This is a genomic window from Pseudomonas sp. M5A4_2d, from assembly GCF_053345295.1.
The window spans coordinates 1405129-1420903 of sequence record NZ_JBKEZW010000001.1 but is presented as its reverse complement, the minus strand read 5'-3'; the positions used below and the strand labels follow the sequence as shown (position 1 = coordinate 1420903).

The window sequence follows — 15775 nt, the reverse complement described above, 5'->3', positions numbered from 1 at the left end:
GGATTAAAGGGCGTTCAAGCCCTGTAACAGCGCTTGGTGAAACCGAGCCGGTTCTTCCATCTGTGGTGCATGCCCCAGGCCCGGGAATTCAACCAGGGTGGCGTGGGGGATCAGCTTGGCCACTTGTTTGCCCAGCACGTCGTAGTGACCGAGCTTGGCCTTGACCGCAGGCGGTGCGATATCGCTGCCGATGGCGGTGGTGTCGGCCGTGCCGATCAGCAGCAGGGTGGGCATTTGCAAGTCCTTGAACTCGTAGTACACCGGCTGGGTGAAGATCATGTCGTAAATCAACGCCGAGTTCCAGGCGACCTGGGTATGCCCCGGCCCCTTATTCAAGCCGGCGAGCATGTCGACCCAGCGCTCGTATTCAGGCTTCCAGCGCCCGACGTAATAGGTGTTGAGTTCATAGTGGCGGATGCCGTCGGCGCTGAGTTTCAGCTCACGCTCATACCATTGGTCGACGCTGCGGTAGGGCACGCCCAGGGCTTTCCAATCTTCCAGGCCGATGGGGTTCACAAGCCCCAGTTGCTCGGTTTGCGCCGGATAGAGCAGCGCGTAACGGGTGGCGAGCATGCCGCCGGTGGAGTGGCCGACGAGGGTGGCCTTTTGAATGCCGAGATGCTCAAGCAGTTGGTGGGTGTTGATCGCCAATTGCTGGAAACTGTATTGGTAGTGATCCGGCTTGCTGGAGGTGCAAAAGCCGATCTGATCCGGCGCAATCACGCGATACCCGTCGGCGCTGAGGGCCTTTATCGACTCATCCCACGTGGCACCACAGAAGTTCTTGCCGTGCATCAACACCACAGTGCGCCCGTTGGCCTTGCCCTTGGCGGGCACGTCCATATACCCCATCTGCAAGGTTTTACCTTGGGACTGGAAGTTGAAATGTTCGACCGGGTAGGGGTATTGGAAGCCTTGCAGCTCAGGGCCGTAGGCAGGGCTTTCGGTGGCTGCGAGGGCGGGAAGGGCGCTGCCCAGCAGCAGGCCGGCAGCGCACAGTGAACGGATCAACGGCATGGGGTCAGGCTCCGAAGGCGACAGTGTCCGGATGCTGTGGCGAGGGGATTAAGCGAGGATTAACGGAGCGCGGCGAGATAGGCCGGCGCTGCGGTAGCGATCAGTCGAAGGCTTTCAACCCTGGTTATGCGGTTGCCAGGTGGTTCACCGTCAGCAGGGCCAGTACGCAGTATCGGGCGCCTTTTGCAACGGTGACCAGCAGCAGGAATCGCCAGAACGGCTCGCGCATGACCCCGGCCACCAAGGTCAGCGGGTCGCCGATAATGGGCACCCAACTGAGCAACAACGACCAGTGCCCCCAGCGCTGATAGTGCGCTCGGGCCTTTTCCAGGTGCCGTGGGCTGACCGGAAACCAGCGCCGTGCCTGAAAGCGCTCAACCGAGCGCCCCAGCCACCAATTGACCACCGAGCCGAGTACATTGCCGACGGTGGCGATGCAGAGCAGCCCCCACAGGCTGTAATGCCCGCTGATCAACAGGCCCACCAGCACCGCCTCCGATTGCATCGGCAACAGCGTGGCAGCCCCGAAGGCGGCGAAAAATAGCCCCAGGTAACCGGCGAGCATCAATCAACGGGCCGGGTAGTCGGCCACCACCACGTCTTTACCTTCCCGGGTCAGGCCGATGACCTGGTAGGCATCGCTCATTCCGTCCATTTCCATACCCGGTGAACCCATGGGCATGCCTGGCGCTGCAATCCCCAGCAAGTCGTCGCGCTTGCGCAGGGCCAGCACCTGCTCGGCGGGCACGTGGCCTTCGACGAACTTGCCGGCGATCACCGCGGTATGGCACGAACCCAGGCGCGGCGCTACGCCCAGGCGCTGCTTGACGGCGCTCATGTCGGCTTCCACATAGTCATTGACCTTGAACCCGTTGCTTTCCAGGTGGCTGATCCACTTTTTGCAGCAGCCGCAGTTGGCGTCGCGATGTACGTCAATGGGAATCAGGTCGGCAGCCTGCGCCAGGGTGGTGGTGAACAGGGCTGAAAGCAGGGCCAGTCGCAAGGTGGTTTTCATGGGATCTCACTGAATGCAGGGCAATAAGCCGGGCATTCTCCCTGCTTTTTCGAGCAGGACGCGGTGGTAATGTTTCAAAATTATACGGAGGTGGTGTTTTCCAACCGATGTTTGAGCTGGTCCAGCGCAATGGCTGACAGAGCGATCATGCGCTCATGCAAGGTGGCAAGCTGCAGCTCGGTCTCGTAGGTCAATACGCGCTTGAACAGGGTGCCGTCGCGATAGGCCTGCAAGAAATAGTGAATGGTGCCGTCGACGGCCAGGGAGGTGAAGACGGTTTTGAATTCACTGGGGCGGCAGGCTACCTGCACGCGATAACTCAAGGGCACGCGCACGCCCAGCAAGTCGATGATTTCGGTAAAGCGCGCGCCGACCGCAAGTGAACCGGTGGTCCCGGTGTCGGCGCTGAGAGAAGTGGGGTGCCACTCGTGCCAGCGATCAGGCTGGGTCACATAGTCGTAAACGATCTCGGGAGGCGCCTGAATAAAGCGTTCCTGACTGATTTGCTCCAAGCGGACCGAAGGCTCAGCAGCGTGCATGACACACCTCCTGTGTGGCGAGTTTTTGCACCGTATCGGAGTTGTCAGAATAGTCCGACTCCCGCGCTTTGCACGGGAGTACTGAGGCAAATGATCAGCGGACTTTGAAGCGACTCATCAGCGCGATCACTCGGCCATTGGCATTCAACAGGCTTTGCGTATTGGTTTCAGTGGCATGGCCACTTTCCACCAGCTCGTCGACCATATGTCGGATCTGCACCATGCTGCGGTTGATCTCCTCGGTCACCGCGCTTTGCTGCTCGGCGGCCGTGGCGATCTGGGTGCTGAGGTTGTTGATATGGCTGACCGAACCCGCCATCTCGTCAAGCCCGGTGTTCACCCGTGCGGTGGCATCTGCCGCCGATTGGCAACTGGCCTGGGTGTTTTCCATGGCTGCCACCGACGAACTCACCCCGGTAGTCAGGCGTGCCAGCATCTCATTGATCTGCGAGGTGCTGGACTGGGTACGTGCGGCCAGTGCCCGGACTTCGTCGGCCACCACCGCAAAACCACGGCCTTGCTCGCCGGCGCGGGCGGCTTCAATCGCGGCGTTGAGTGCCAACAGGTTGGTCTGGCCGGCAATCGCGCCGATAACACCAAGGGTTTCGGTGATGCGCGCAGCATCCTGGCGCATATTTTCCACGGTGTGGGTCGCGCTGGCGACTTCGCCGATCAAGGCGCTGACGCTGCTGGACGCTTCGCCCACGACCACGCGGGAGCGGTCGGCATGCTCGTTGGCGCGCTGGGTAAACGAGGCGGTTTCGGCCGCGTTTTGCGCGACGGTGTCGGCGGTGGAGCTCATTTCGGTGATGGCGGTGACGGTCTGATCGGTCTCCGAGGCGTGGCGGACCAGAATCTGGTTGGTGTGGGCCGAGGTTTTCTGCAACTGCTCAAGGCCGGAAGACATGGCCCCCGTGGCCTGGGTCACCTCACCGATCATGTTCTGCAAGTAGACGATAAAGTGGTTCACCGAGTGGCCGATGGCACCCAGTTCATCTTCGGCACGAATGGTAATGCGTCGCGTCAGGTCGGCATCGCCGGCAGACAGTGCTTCGATATTGGTTCTCAGCGACTTCATGCGCTGCACCAGTTGGCGGATTGCAAAGAACGCCAGCAGCACCAGCAGGAGCACCATGGGAATTTGCAGCAGGGCCAGGCTGCCGAGCACGTCATCACGCTGAGCGGTGATCAGCGCCGTCGGGAGGGCTGTGGCGAGGAACCATGGAGTGCCTTCGATCGCACGCAGATAGAAGGTGCTGGCCACGCCCTGGTTGTCGAACTCAGCGCGTTGAAGCCCTTGGTCGCGATGGGCGAGGGCCTTGCTGACCTGAGCGGCAAACGCCGAGGTGCCGGCCAGTTCGCTGATGTTCTTCAACACCACGGGGCTGCTGATGCGCGAACTGTTGCTGATGATCTTGCCGTCGCCCTCGACGATCAGCATCTGCCCACCGATGTCTTTTTCCTTGTTGGCCACCAGGTCATTGAAGAACCCCAGGGTCACGTCGATGGTGGCGACGCCATAGGCTGCGCCGTCACGCTGGATGGCCATGGCGCAATTGGTGCGCGGCTCCTGGCTGGCATCGTCTTTATAGGCGGCTGCCCAGGCGCATTGGCCGCGCGGCGAGGCGAGGCCGCCTTTGTACCAGCTCTGGTCGTAGTAATTGGGCGCAGCGTCGCTGTTCCAGAAGGTATTGACGGCCAGCTTGCCCGAGGCATCGCGGTGCCAGAAGGTGCTGTGCTTGTTGCGCCCGGGCGTACGCTGGTTAGGCAGCGGCCAGATGCCACCTCCGAATACTTTCAGCTCGCCGTACTGGTCCACCAGGCCGGGCAGGACTTTGTCGATGGCATCGCTGTCGAGCAGGGGAATGGTTTGGGTGATGCTGCGTTGCTGGGCCTGGACCTTGTTCAGTTCGCCCTTGATCTGTTCGGCCACCTCCGCGACGCGGTTGAGCACCACCTGCTCTTCCGTTTGCTGCAGCTTGGGTGCCACCAACTGGCCTATACCCACGACAGTCAGTACAAATAGCACCAGGACGAACAGCACCAGGAACAGGGTATAGCGGGTTTGGATAGAGCGAATTGGGGGCATGGGGTCGTCCTTACGAAGCGTTTATTATCGACGCGGCTTTGTTAGAGCTTCATCAGGCTATCGGCTTGGTAAGGCGGAGCTTTAGGTAACATCGTGCAACAAAAATCGGGCGCACCCTGAATCGGTGCGCCCGGGCCACACCGGCTATTGATTGACCAAGCCCATCGAGGCCTCGGTGTAGCGCAAACCGGCCGTGGCGCCGGCGGGGAAGATCGATGCCAGCGCTGCCGCTTCGGCAGGGCTCAAGACGATATCGACGGCCGCGACGTTCTCTTCCAGGTACTTGCGCTGTTTGGTGCCCGGGATCGGGATCAGGTAATCCCCTTGGGCGAGTACCCAGGCCAAAGCCAATTGCCCGGCCGTCACGCCTTTTTCGGCGGCCAGCGCCTGCACTTTATCCACCAGCAGCAGGTTTTTTGCGAAGTTCTCGCCCTGGAACCGTGGGCTGGAGCGGCGGTAGTCGTCGGCAGCGAAGTCCTCCGGGCTTTTCAGGGTGCCGGTGAGAAAGCCGCGCCCCAGCGGGCTGTAAGGCACAAAGGCGATGCCCAGGCGCCGGCACGTCTCCAGGCAACCGTTGTCTTCCTGGTCGCGGCTCCACAACGAGTATTCACTTTGCAAGGCGCTGATCGGGTGCACCTTGTGGGCACGCTCCAGGCTGGCGGCGGAGGCTTCACTCAGGCCCAGGTAACGCACCTTGCCCTGTTTGACCAACTCGGCCATGGCGCCGACGCTTTCTTCGATGGCCACCTCGGGGTCCACGCGGTGCTGGTAGTAAAGGTCCAGGGTGTCCACGCCCAGGCGCTTCAACGTGCCGTCAATCGCCGTGCGGATGTACTCAGGGCGACCATTCACACCGCGTGCCGCCGGGTTTGCCGGGTCCCGCACAAAACCGAATTTGCTCGCCAGGAACACCTCGTCGCGTTTGCCGGCGATGGCTTTGCCGATCAGTTCTTCATTGGTGTAGGGGCCATACATGTCGGCGGTGTCCAGCAAGGTGACGCCCAGTTCGAGGGCGCGGTGCAGGGTCGCAATCGCTTCCCGGGTATCAATGCCGGTGGTGTAGAAATCGGTCATGCCCATGCAGCCGAGGCCGATGGCGGAGACGTGAGGGCCGTTCTTGCCGAGTTGACGTGTGTGCATCGGAGCAGCTCCTTGGAGGGAAAGGCCCATTGTTCTCCTCGACAACTCAGGGATAAAGTCGCTAAAACCGCTATCACTATTATAATTTTCTAAACAATCCCCGGAGTTCACCCCGCTTTGGACCGATTTAATGCCATGCGCGTGTTTACTCGAATCGTCGAGTTGGGCGGTTTCGCCAAAGCCGCCGACAGCCTGCAATTGCCGCGTGCCTCGGTGACGATCGTGATCAAACAACTGGAGGCGCACCTGGGTGTGCAGTTGTTGCAGCGCACCACACGGCAAGTCAGCCCCACACTGGATGGTGCTGCTTACTACCAGCGCTGCGTCAGCCTCCTGGCGGATCTTGAAGAAACCGAAGCAGTGTTCTCCACCCGTGGCAGCCCGCGCGGTACGTTGCGTATCGACATGCCGTCGGGGATCGGGCGATTTCTGGTGATCCCCGCGCTGCCCGAATTCAGCACGCGCTACCCGCAGATCGAGTTGGAGATCGGCCTGAACGATCGTCCGGTCGACCTGATCCGCGAAGGCGTGGACTGTGTGTTGCGCGGCGGCCTGGCCCTTGACGAATCCCTGGTGGCACGGCCTCTGGCAATGATGGACCAGGTGACTTGTGCCAGCGCCGGCTACCTGCAGCGGTTCGGCGTGCCCGAGTGCCTGGAAGCACTGGCCGGCCATCAAGTCGTCGAATACTTTTCCAGCAGCAGTGGGAAACGCTATGGCCTGGAGTTTCAGGTGGGCGAGGAAATTCGTTTGGTGGACTTGCCCAAGCAGGTCGCCGTCAACAGTGCAGATGGTTATCTGGCGGCGTGCGAAGCGGGTTATGGCCTGGTGCAGACGCCGTTCTATCACGCCAAACTGCAGCTGGAAGCAGGCCGCCTGGTGGAGGTGTTAAGCGCCATCAAACCACCCCGATTGCCACTGACCGCGCTGTACCCGCCGCACCGCCAGCTATCGCCGCGGGTGCGGGTATTGGTCGATTGGCTGGTGGATCTCTGCGCCCGGCCGGGCAATGGTTTGCGCCGCTAGGCTTGGGCCTTGCGATAGGCCCCGGGTTGTTGCCCGGTGACTTTGTGGAACGCCCGGGTGAACGCCGCAACCGACTGGTAACCGACCGCCAGCGCTACCTCTGCCACGGTCTGGTCCTGTTTGAAGAGCTGGCACGCATGGCGCATGCGCATCATCAACAGCACCTGCCCGGGCGACTGGCCACACAGCTCGTTAAACCGTTTGAAAAACGCCGAACGCGACAGCCCGGTACAGGCCGCCATGCTTTCCAGGGTCCAGGCCTCAGCGGGGCGGGCGATAAGCTGTTCCAGCAAGTGGGCAAATGCCGGCTGCCGTCCCAATGCCGCCAGGCCGCCGAGGTCAGTGTTGTCGATCACTTGCTGGCGCAGCACATACAGAAACAACAAGTGGCAAAGACGTTCGAGCAAGGCCGAAGAGGGCGCGGGTGTGCGCTGGCATTCTTGCAGGATCAGTTCGAACAGGTTGCGTGCGGCGGTCAACGATGGGTCGCCGGCCCGCAAGATGATCCAGGCGGGCAGGGTGTCGACGATCATCGCCGACAGGCCGGAATGGAAGTGGAAGAAACCGCAGACCAGGCCCACACCATCGCTGGCTTCGTTATCCAGCGGCAGCATGGCACGGCGCGGACATTCCTGTGCGCCCTGCGCCGTCGCTTCGCCGGACAGCCGATACTCAAGGTCGCGCAGCAGAAACACCGCGTCGCCATTGTTCAAGTGTTGGGGGGTGGATTGTGCGTCGATATGCAGCCAGCACTGGCCTTGCACAATCAAGTGGAAACTCGCGCTGGCCAGGCCATGAGTGCTCGCATGCCAGTCGCCGCAATAGCGCCCGACATGGAACAGACTGGTGTTGAGTTCGAGGCTGTCTAATAACCAATCGACGAGAGCACTGGACGAATTCATCTAACGTAAAGACTCAAGAGCAAGTAATCGCTACTTTAGCCTATTGAGGGGATTTTTTATAACCAACAGACTGGAGACATGAACCCACCAGGAGACCACTCCATGTCCCGTGTACCGTTGCTGACCCCTGAAACCGCACCTGAAGCGGCCAAGCCGTTCCTCGAAAATGCCCTCAAGGGCTCGGGTTTCATTCCCAATCTGCTCGCCGTGCTGGCCAATGCGCCGGCCGCCCTGGAAACCTACATCACTGTCTCCGGCCTCAACGCCAAATCTGAACTGAGCCTGGCCGACCGCGAAGTCGTGCAGCTGATTGCCGCCACCACCCACGGCTGCGATTTCTGCGTCGCCGGTCACACGGCCGTTGCACGCAACAAGGCCAAGCTGCCGGAAGACGTTATTGATGCCCTGCGCCAGCAGGGTGAATTGCCCAATGCCCGTTATGAGACACTCGCCGCGTTCACCCGTGAAGTGATCGCCACCCGGGGTGACGTCAGCGACGCTGGTTTCGAGGCATTCCGCGCCGCCGGCTATTCCGATGGCCAGGCGCTGGAAGTTATTTTGGGCGTAAGCCTGGCAACGTTGTGCAACTTCGCTAACGTGTTTGCCCGTACCCCGTTGAACCCGGAGTTGGCGCAATACCGTTGGGAAAAACCGGCAAGCTGAATGGGCGATCGCCCACCTGCAGTAACAAGGAGAAACACGAATGCTTGACCCAATCTTGAGCCGTTGGCTCGATGTTCAAGCGCAGGCCCTGGATGTGGGCAGTTGCGATCCACAGGAAGTGCTGCCACGGCTGGCAGAAGCCAATGTATTACGTATCGGCGTGCCGAAAGCACTCGGCGGGCTGGGCGGCGATGTGGCCGGTGCAGTGGACGCCATCGCCAATGTCGCCAGCCATTCCCTGGCCGCCGCATTTGTCTGTTGGGGCCAGCGATCCTTTATCGAGTATTTGTTGCAGAGCCCCAATGAGCGGCTGCGCGAGCAGCTGTTGCCGGACTTGCTCAGTGGCAAACTCGCCGGTGCCACGGGGCTGTCGAATGCGATGAAGTTTCTGTCGGGGATCGAGGCGCTGCAAATCAGCGCCGAGCCGACTGACGACGGCTGGACCCTCAACGGTCGGCTGCACTGGGTGACGAACCTGCGCAAGAACGGGTTTGTCGCGGCCGCGGCGATCGAGCATGCCGGTGGCGGCGCGCCGTTTATCCTGGCGATTCCCGATTCGGTGGCGGGCTTGCAGCGCTCACGTGACCTGGAGCTGATGGGGCTGCAATCGAGCAACACGGCAGCGCTGGGCCTGGAAGGTGTCGAGCTGAGCCGCGACTGGTTGCTGCACGAGGACGCGCGCAAGTTTTTGCCGGCAGTACGCCCGGCGTTTCTGGGCCTGCAATGCGGCATGTCCATCGGCTTGGCCCGCCGCTCGCTGGCGGAGGTGGCCAACCACCTGGGTGCGAGCCGCACGGTGCTGCGTGATGAGTTGGAAGCGTTGCGGGTGACGCTCGACCATCTGGTCACCGAGCTGAAAAAGGGTTTGCTGGCCGGACGGTTTGCGGCAGAGCCGGTGCCGCTGTTCAAACTGCGTATTGGCCTTGCGGAAACGGCCGCCAGTGCCGTGCAACTTGAACTGCAGGCCAGCGGCGGCAAGGCGTACCTCACCGCACACGGCAGCGGCTTTGCCCGGCGCTGGCGCGAGTCGGCCTTTGTGCCGATCGTCACGCCAAGCCTGGTGCAACTGCGCACAGAGTTGCACCGACAGGCCAATCTATGACCGCAACAGTATTGAGCGCCCAGGGGGTTTGCCTGGGCTATGCCAGCGGGCCGGTGCTGCAAGGGTTCGACTTGCACCTGCGGCCTGGCGAAGTGGTGTCGATCCTCGGGCCCAGTGGCGTCGGCAAATCCAGCCTGTTGCGCGTATTGGCCGGTTTACAGACGCCCCAGGGCGGAACAGTGCAGGTGCTGGGCGAGCCGTTGAACGGGCCGCACCCGAGGGTGGCGGTGGCCTTTCAGGACCCCAGCCTGTTGCCCTGGTTGAATCTGGAAAAGAACGTCGCCTTTGGCCTGGATTTCGCCCGCCAACCGCATGTGAGTCATGAAGAACGCCGCCGCCGCGTCGACCACGCTATCGCGGCGGTCGGGCTGGAACATGCCCGTCAGCAGTTCCCTGCGCAGTTGTCTGGCGGTATGGCCCAGCGCACGGCGTTGGCCCGCTGCCTGGCACGGCAACCGCAAGTGTTGCTGCTGGATGAGCCCTTCGGCGCGCTGGATGAAGTCACCCGCGCCGACATGCAGCACCTGTTGCTCAAGGTCAACCGCGAGCAAGGTTCGGCGGCGGTGCTGATTACCCACGATATTGATGAGGCGCTGCTGCTCTCCGACCGCATCCTGCTACTGGGCAATCGCCCGGCGCGTACCCTGGGCGAATGGCACATCGACCTGCCGCAACCGCGCGAAGAACAGGTTGAGGCCATCGGCGCACTGCGTATCGAGATTCTGAAAACCTTACGGCAGGCGAGCCGCCCTCAACCCAACCCTCTTGAACAATCGGAGTTCTCACATGTGTCTGGATGACCTCACTCACTCGCGCCGTGACTTTCTCAAACTTTCCGCCGTGCTCAGTGCCGCTGGTGCCTTGCCACTGCTGAGCAGCCTGCAAGCCCGCGCCGCCAGCGAGCCGGATGCACCGGTGCGTATCGGCTACTTGCCGATCACCGACGCCACACCGTTGCTGGTCGCGCACAACAACGGCCTGTTCGAAGCCGAGGGCATCAAGGCCGAGCGCCCCGTGCTGTTGCGCAGTTGGGCCCAGGTGATCGAAGCGTTTATTTCCGGGCAGGTCAACGTGATTCACCTGTTGTCGCCAATGACGGTGTGGGCCCGCTACGGCAGCAAAGTCCCGGCAAAAGTGGTGGCCTGGAACCACGTCGGCGGTTCCGGCTTGACCGTTTCGCCAGGCATTACCGAGGTGAAGCAACTGGGCGGCAAGTCGGTGGCGATTCCATTCTGGTACTCGATTCACAACGTGGTGGTGCAGCAGCTGTTCCGCGACAACGGCCTCACACCCGTGGCGCGAGCTGCCGGTACTGAGATTGCGGCCAATGAAGTCAACCTGATCGTACTGCCGCCCTCCGACATGCCCCCGGCCCTGGCGAGCAAGCGCATCGACGGCTATATCGTCGCCGAGCCGTTCAACGCCCTGGCGGAAAACCTCAAGGTCGGGCGCGTGCAACGGTTTACCGGCGACGTCTGGCGCAACCATGCGTGCTGCGTAGTGTTCATGCACGAGCATGACCTGACCAACCGCCCGGAATGGTCGCAGAAGGTGGTGAATGCCATCGTCAAGGCACAGGTGTGGACGCGTGATAACCGCGAGGAGGCGGTGAAGCTGCTGTCCAAGGACGGCCCGAATCGCTACACGCCGCATGCTGAACCGGTATTGAGCAAAGTCCTGGCCCCGACGGCTGCCGACCGCGCGGCTTACCTGGCCGACGGTGCGATCCAGCACGCCAACTGGGACGAGCACCGCATCGACTTCCAACCTTATCCGTTCCCCAGCTACACCGAGGAACTGGTGCGGCGCTTGAAGGACACGTTGATCGAAGGCGACAAGAAGTTTCTTGCCGATCTGGACCCGGCCTTTGTGGCCAAAGACCTGGTCGACGACCGTTTCGTCCGCAACGCGATCGAGTCGGTGGGCGGCATGAAAACCTTCGGCTTGCCGGACGGTTATGAGCGGCACGAGGAGATTGGCGTTTGAACAACGGCAAAACCGTCATATGGCCTGGCTGGTTGCTCGGTATAAGCGGCCTGGCAGGTTTGCTGGTGCTGTGGTGGCTGGGGGTGAAGGTGTTTGGCGCGGCCGATGGCTTGTCGGCACGTTTCTCGCTGGCCGCTACCTTAAGCAGCCTGTGGGAATTGCTCGGGCGCGGTGAGCTCTATCTGCACATCGCCGTTAGCCTCAAGCGTATTTTTGTCGGGCTGTTTCTCGCGTTGTTGGTAGGAGTGCCACTGGGCTTGCTGGTCGGCAGCTCGCGCAACCTGGAGGCAGCAACCACGCCGGCCTTTCAGTTTTTGCGAATGATCTCGCCGCTGTCGTGGATGCCGATCGTGGTGATGTTGATGGGCGTGGGTGACCAACCCATTTACTTCCTGCTGGCGTTTGCCGCGGTGTGGCCGATCATGCTCAATACGGCTGCCGGCGTGCGGCAGTTGGACCCGCGGTGGCTGCAGTTGAGTCAAAGCTTGAGTGCGACACGCTGGGAAACCTTGCGTCGGGTGATTATTCCCGGCGTGGTGGGGCATGTGCTGACCGGCGTGCGCCTGGCCATCGGCATTCTGTGGATTGTGCTGGTGCCGTGCGAAATGCTCGGGGTCAGTGCGGGGCTGGGTTATTACATCCTCGACACCCGTGATCGCCTGGCCTATTCGGAGTTGATGGCGATGGTGCTGTTGATCGGGCTATTGGGGTTTGCCCTGGATGCGTTTGCGCGGTGGTTGCACCAGCGGTGGGTGCACGCCGGCTGAACGGCAAGGGTCTCGCTTTGCGCAATGCAAAGCGAGACGCGCAGTGTATCAGCGGCGTTCGTAGCCTTGGCCGCCGTCATAGCGGTGGTCGTGCCAGCCGCCACCGCCGCCGTGGGGGAAAAAGAAGCAGCCGCTCATGCTCAGCATGATCAGCAATGGAATCAGCAGTGTGATTCGACGGAGCATTTTGAAATCCTCTAAAGTACCGACAGGTTCAATCAGGCGTGGAACAAGCCAAAAATTTTCAGCGCCTGTAACATAGGACCCTGCCGACCCCGCGCCATCCCCGTTACTGGGTATGAGCTTGGCATGCTCGGCGATACAAAGTGGATACATTTACCAGCTTCAGGACCCCGTCATGACCCAAAAGCAACGTTTGAAATATTCGATTCTGATTTCTCTGGTGGTACTGGGGACGATGTTTGGCCTGTCCTACTTGCAGAACACCGGCGTCATCAGCGAGAAAACGTTCCAGTACATCGCCATCGCCGTAGCGGTCACTGTGGTAGTGATCAACGGCATCATGCGTCGCAAGGTCAAGCCTAACTTCTGATTCAGGCACGCGATTCAGCTTAGAGCGTCATGCGTGCCCGTTGAGTAGTTTGGCGGCCTCTGCATGGAGGCTGTAGCTTTTATCGGCATTGAGGGTAATCACGCCCTCGGTGCACAGGCGCTTGAGTACCTCACGCACGCTCAGAAACGACAGCGGGATGCCCAGCTCCAGCAAATGGCTGTGCACGCCACGCACTCCGAGGGTGCGCTGGTTGTCGGCAGCGGTGAGGAGGGCGTCGATGACCTTCAGCCGAATCAGGCTGGTGCGCAAACCGAAACACTTGAGCAAGTGGCGAATGCGCTGGTTGCCTTGGTGTTCGGGCAGTTTGCCCGGGGCTTTGCCGAATGCGTGTGCGCCGCCGCCGAAATTGGCGTCGGCAGCCGGTGAATGTCCGTCCGTGGGCAGGTGCGAGTTGTACATGCAAAAAACTCCTTATCAGAGCCTGATCAGGAAAATGATGGCGCTCTTGATTAATTAGACGAACCAGCCACGGAAATCATGAAGTCCTTCATGTAGAAATTTTGTCGGTATCCTGTTTGTCACAGGTCAAACCCCGTCAATAAACATCCCCTCGTCTAAATTATTCCCGGTTGTCTGCGTTCTTACGTGGGGGGAACAGCCCCGTGTGAGGGTGTTCAATTTGACTGTGGGGTTTGCGTGATTATTTCCAACGGGTTGTCCAGGGCGTGTGTGGCGGGACTGTTGCTGGGGCTGAGCCTTGCCGCATCGGCGCGGGAGCAAGTGACACCGACTTCGGCGGATATTCGCCGTACCACGTTCGGCGTACCGCACATTCGCGCCTTGGATGAGCGCGGCCTGGGGTACGGCATCGGTTACGCGTATGCCCAGGACAACCTGTGCCTGTTGGCCAATGAAGTGGTCACGGTGAACGGTGAGCGCGCGCGGTTTTTCGGCCCCGACCAGTCGACCGTGGAAGCGCGTAACAACCTCGCCAGTGATGTGTTTTTCACTTGGCTGAATACGCCACAAGCCGTTGCCGCTTTCTGGAAGGCGCAACCCCCGCAGATGCAGCAGCGTATTGAAGGTTATGTCGCTGGCTACAACCGCTACCTCAAAGAGCAGGGCGCGCCGGCGCAGTGCCAGGCGGGGTGGGTACGGCCCTTGAATGTTGAAGACCTGGTCAAGCTGACGCGCAGGTTGTTGGTTGAAGGCGGTGTCGGCCAATTCGCCGAAGCCTTGGTCGGTGCGACACCGCCTCAAGCCACCGCCAGCGTGCCGCCCAACAGCAAGGCCTTTGAACTGGCCGCCGCCCACCAGCAACGCTTCACCCTGGACCGTGGCAGCAACGCGGTGGCCGTGGGCCGTGATCGTTCGTTCAATGGTCGCGGTATGTTGCTGGCAAACCCACATTTCCCTTGGGTCGGTGGCATGCGCTTTTATGAAATGCACCTGACCATTCCCGGCCAATTGGACGTGATGGGTGCCGCGTTGCCGGGCTTGCCGGTGATCAACATCGGTTTTAACCAGCATGTGGCCTGGACGCACACGGTTGATACGTCCAAGCACTTCACGCTGTATCGCCTCACCCTGGATCCCAAGGATTCGACGCGCTATATGCTGGACGGCAAGTCCATTCCCCTGGATCAGACCTCCGTCAATGTGCAGGTCAAACAAGCCGACGGCAGCGTCAAAGGTGTGCCCCATACGGTCTACAGCTCGCAATTCGGCCCGGTGGTGCAGTGGCCCGGCAAACTCGACTGGGACAGCCACTACGCCTTCAGCCTGCGCGACGCCAACCTGGGCAATGACCGCGTGCTGCAACAGTGGGACGCGATGAACCGCGCCGGCAGCCTCAAGGCGCTGCAAACCTCGGTGCACACCCTGCAAGGCATCCCGTGGGTCAATACCCTGGCCGCCGATGACCAGGGCCAGAGCCTGTACATGAACCTGTCGGTGGTGCCCAACGTCAGCGCCGCCAAACTTGCGCAATGCAGCGATCCACGGGTCGGCCTGCAAATGATCATGCTCGACGGCGCCCGCAGCGCCTGTGCCTGGGATATCGACCCGCGCGCGGCGCAACCCGGCATCTTCGCGGCCGACCAACTGCCGCAATTGCAGCGTACCGACTACGTGCAACACTCCAATGACTCGGCGTGGATGGCCAACCCCAAGGCGCCATTGAGCGGTTTCTCCCCGGTGATCAGCCAGGACCGCATCGGCCTCGGCCCCCGCGCGCGATTTGCCGTGCAGCGCCTGCAATCCCTGGAAAAACAACCGATCAGCGTGGCCGACCTGCGAGACATGGTCATGGACAACGAGGTGTACCTCGCGGGCCTGGTGATGCCCGACCTGCTTGAATTCTGCGCCAAGCACCTCGGCGGTGACGCGGCTGCGCTGCAACCCCTGTGCACCAGCCTGAACACCTGGGACCGGCACGCCAACCTCGACAGCGGCATCGGCCTGGTGCACTTCATCAACCTGGTCGAACACCTGCAGCAGATCCCTGACGCCTGGCGCGTCGCCTTCGACCCTGCACACCCACTGACCACGCCACGCGGCCTGGCCATCGAGCGCGAACCCGTCGCCAAGGCCCTGCGCGACGCCATGCTGGCCTCCACCGCAGACGCCAGCACACTCGGCCTGACCCGCTGGGGCGACATCCAAATCTCCGGCCAAACCCCCATGCACGGCGGCCCGCAACAACTGGGCATCTACAACGCCATGCAAACCGTGCCACGTGCCGACGGCAAACGTGAAGTGGTCAGCGGCACCAGCTACCTGCAAATCGTCACCTTCGATGACCAAGGCCCCCAAGCCCTGGGCGTGTTGGCATTCTCCGAATCCAGCAATCCCGAGTCGAACCACTCAAAGGACCAGACTCAAGCCTTCTCCGAGAAAAAACTGCGCCCGCTGCCCTTCACCGAAGCCCAGATAAGGGCCGACCCGCAGTACCGCGAGCACGTCATCAAGGAGTAGGGCAGGTACGCAACCCCTTGATGCCAATACGAAATATTT

General features: G+C 61.3%; 16 protein-coding genes and 2 pseudogenes. 8 read left to right on the top strand and 10 right to left on the bottom strand.

The window, feature by feature from the left end; translation table 11 throughout:
• Nucleotides 1–3 precede the first annotated feature (3 nt).
• The 7 genes and pseudogenes from ACLBW8_RS06690 to ACLBW8_RS06660 all read right to left on the bottom strand — a co-directional run bounded on the left by ACLBW8_RS06690 (nt 4) and on the right by ACLBW8_RS06660 (nt 5800).
• Nucleotides 4–1017: an alpha/beta fold hydrolase gene (locus tag ACLBW8_RS06690; RefSeq protein ID WP_447804970.1), complete on the bottom strand. Its 1014-nt coding sequence runs from the start codon at nt 1015–1017 to the stop codon at nt 4–6.
• 124 nt (nt 1018–1141) lie between these two features.
• The gene (locus ACLBW8_RS06685) at nt 1142–1582 is read right to left on the bottom strand and encodes a YqaA family protein (protein ID WP_221294881.1); all 441 of its coding nucleotides are present in this window, start codon (nt 1580–1582) and stop codon (nt 1142–1144) included.
• Between the two features lie 3 nt (nt 1583–1585).
• On the bottom strand, nt 1586–2032 hold the full coding sequence (locus ACLBW8_RS06680; RefSeq protein WP_447804969.1) for a DUF411 domain-containing protein: 447 nt from the start codon (nt 2030–2032) through the stop codon (nt 1586–1588).
• 80 nt (nt 2033–2112) lie between these two features.
• Nucleotides 2113–2571: an SRPBCC family protein gene (locus tag ACLBW8_RS06675; protein WP_447804968.1), complete on the bottom strand. Its 459-nt coding sequence runs from the start codon at nt 2569–2571 to the stop codon at nt 2113–2115.
• 94 nt (nt 2572–2665) lie between these two features.
• Nucleotides 2666–3184: pseudogene (locus ACLBW8_RS06670) on the bottom strand (methyl-accepting chemotaxis protein); the annotation flags it as partial.
• A gap of 342 nt (nt 3185–3526) precedes the next feature.
• A pseudogene (locus ACLBW8_RS06665) lies at nt 3527–4660 on the bottom strand (HAMP domain-containing protein); the annotation flags it as partial.
• A gap of 144 nt (nt 4661–4804) precedes the next feature.
• On the bottom strand, nt 4805–5800 hold the full coding sequence (locus ACLBW8_RS06660) for an aldo/keto reductase (protein ID WP_447804967.1): 996 nt from the start codon (nt 5798–5800) through the stop codon (nt 4805–4807).
• 117 nt (nt 5801–5917) lie between these two features.
• Here ACLBW8_RS06660 and ACLBW8_RS06655 point away from each other — a divergent pair, with 117 nt between their 5' ends.
• Nucleotides 5918–6826 carry a LysR family transcriptional regulator gene (locus ACLBW8_RS06655; protein ID WP_447804966.1) on the top strand — a complete coding sequence of 303 codons (909 nt, stop codon included), beginning with the start codon at nt 5918–5920 and terminating at the stop codon, nt 6824–6826.
• Here the strand turns inward: ACLBW8_RS06655 and ACLBW8_RS06650 are convergent.
• Nucleotides 6823–7728: an AraC family transcriptional regulator gene (locus tag ACLBW8_RS06650; protein WP_447804965.1), complete on the bottom strand. Its 906-nt coding sequence runs from the start codon at nt 7726–7728 to the stop codon at nt 6823–6825. The genes ACLBW8_RS06655 and ACLBW8_RS06650 overlap by 4 nt on opposite strands.
• A gap of 102 nt (nt 7729–7830) precedes the next feature.
• Between ACLBW8_RS06650 and ACLBW8_RS06645 the strand changes: the two genes are divergently transcribed.
• From ACLBW8_RS06645 to ACLBW8_RS06625, 5 genes are read left to right on the top strand one after another with little or no spacing between them, the layout of a single operon-like run.
• Nucleotides 7831–8391, top strand: a complete 561-nt coding sequence (locus ACLBW8_RS06645; protein ID WP_447804964.1) for a carboxymuconolactone decarboxylase family protein — start codon at nt 7831–7833, stop codon at nt 8389–8391.
• Between the two features lie 40 nt (nt 8392–8431).
• A complete protein-coding gene (locus ACLBW8_RS06640) occupies nt 8432–9493 on the top strand; it encodes an acyl-CoA dehydrogenase family protein (protein WP_447804963.1) in 1062 nt (353 codons plus the stop codon).
• Nucleotides 9490–10293, top strand: coding sequence for an ABC transporter ATP-binding protein (locus ACLBW8_RS06635; protein ID WP_262664829.1), 804 nt, complete (start codon nt 9490–9492; stop codon nt 10291–10293). Before ACLBW8_RS06640 ends, ACLBW8_RS06635 begins: the two co-directional genes overlap by 4 nt.
• On the top strand, nt 10280–11479 hold the full coding sequence (locus ACLBW8_RS06630; RefSeq protein WP_064452593.1) for an ABC transporter substrate-binding protein: 1200 nt from the start codon (nt 10280–10282) through the stop codon (nt 11477–11479). The genes ACLBW8_RS06635 and ACLBW8_RS06630 overlap by 14 nt, the downstream gene beginning before the upstream one ends.
• A gap of 17 nt (nt 11480–11496) precedes the next feature.
• The gene (locus tag ACLBW8_RS06625) at nt 11497–12246 is read left to right on the top strand and encodes an ABC transporter permease (protein WP_167353731.1); all 750 of its coding nucleotides are present in this window, start codon (nt 11497–11499) and stop codon (nt 12244–12246) included.
• A 48-nt stretch (nt 12247–12294) separates the two neighbouring features.
• Here the strand turns inward: ACLBW8_RS06625 and ACLBW8_RS06620 are convergent, their stop codons facing one another.
• Nucleotides 12295–12432 carry a hypothetical protein gene (locus ACLBW8_RS06620; protein WP_167353702.1) on the bottom strand — a complete coding sequence of 46 codons (138 nt, stop codon included), beginning with the start codon at nt 12430–12432 and terminating at the stop codon, nt 12295–12297.
• A gap of 172 nt (nt 12433–12604) precedes the next feature.
• Between ACLBW8_RS06620 and ACLBW8_RS06615 the strand changes: the two genes are divergently transcribed.
• A complete protein-coding gene (locus tag ACLBW8_RS06615; protein WP_053255884.1) occupies nt 12605–12799 on the top strand; it encodes a hypothetical protein in 195 nt (64 codons plus the stop codon).
• 27 nt (nt 12800–12826) lie between these two features.
• Here ACLBW8_RS06615 and ACLBW8_RS06610 read toward each other — a convergent pair whose 3' ends face one another.
• On the bottom strand, nt 12827–13219 hold the full coding sequence (locus ACLBW8_RS06610; protein WP_447804962.1) for a fe2+ zn2+ uptake regulation protein: 393 nt from the start codon (nt 13217–13219) through the stop codon (nt 12827–12829).
• A 237-nt stretch (nt 13220–13456) separates the two neighbouring features.
• Here ACLBW8_RS06610 and pvdQ point away from each other — a divergent pair, with 237 nt between their 5' ends.
• Nucleotides 13457–15736, top strand: coding sequence for a bifunctional acylase PvdQ (gene pvdQ / locus ACLBW8_RS06605; RefSeq protein ID WP_447804961.1), 2280 nt, complete (start codon nt 13457–13459; stop codon nt 15734–15736).
• The last annotated feature ends 39 nt before the right edge of the window (nt 15737–15775 follow it).

What these genes read in the sequence shown, in the direction of transcription:
- ACLBW8_RS06685 (WP_221294881.1), bottom strand. Translation starts at nt 1,582, where the DNA reads ATGCTCGCCGGTTACCTGGGGCTATTTTTCGCCGCCTTCGGGGCTGCC.
- ACLBW8_RS06680 (WP_447804969.1), bottom strand. Translation starts at nt 2,032, where the DNA reads ATGAAAACCACCTTGCGACTGGCCCTGCTTTCAGCCCTGTTCACCACC.
- ACLBW8_RS06690 (WP_447804970.1), bottom strand. Translation starts at nt 1,017, where the DNA reads ATGCCGTTGATCCGTTCACTGTGCGCTGCCGGCCTGCTGCTGGGCAGC.
- ACLBW8_RS06635 (WP_262664829.1), top strand. Translation starts at nt 9,490, where the DNA reads ATGACCGCAACAGTATTGAGCGCCCAGGGGGTTTGCCTGGGCTATGCC.
- ACLBW8_RS06650 (WP_447804965.1), bottom strand. Translation starts at nt 7,728, where the DNA reads ATGAATTCGTCCAGTGCTCTCGTCGATTGGTTATTAGACAGCCTCGAA.
- ACLBW8_RS06630 (WP_064452593.1), top strand. Translation starts at nt 10,280, where the DNA reads ATGTGTCTGGATGACCTCACTCACTCGCGCCGTGACTTTCTCAAACTT.
- ACLBW8_RS06620 (WP_167353702.1), bottom strand. Translation starts at nt 12,432, where the DNA reads ATGCTCCGTCGAATCACACTGCTGATTCCATTGCTGATCATGCTGAGC.
- ACLBW8_RS06610 (WP_447804962.1), bottom strand. Translation starts at nt 13,219, where the DNA reads ATGTACAACTCGCACCTGCCCACGGACGGACATTCACCGGCTGCCGAC.
- ACLBW8_RS06645 (WP_447804964.1), top strand. Translation starts at nt 7,831, where the DNA reads ATGTCCCGTGTACCGTTGCTGACCCCTGAAACCGCACCTGAAGCGGCC.
- ACLBW8_RS06660 (WP_447804967.1), bottom strand. Translation starts at nt 5,800, where the DNA reads ATGCACACACGTCAACTCGGCAAGAACGGCCCTCACGTCTCCGCCATC.
- ACLBW8_RS06615 (WP_053255884.1), top strand. Translation starts at nt 12,605, where the DNA reads ATGACCCAAAAGCAACGTTTGAAATATTCGATTCTGATTTCTCTGGTG.
- ACLBW8_RS06640 (WP_447804963.1), top strand. Translation starts at nt 8,432, where the DNA reads ATGCTTGACCCAATCTTGAGCCGTTGGCTCGATGTTCAAGCGCAGGCC.
- ACLBW8_RS06675 (WP_447804968.1), bottom strand. Translation starts at nt 2,571, where the DNA reads ATGCACGCTGCTGAGCCTTCGGTCCGCTTGGAGCAAATCAGTCAGGAA.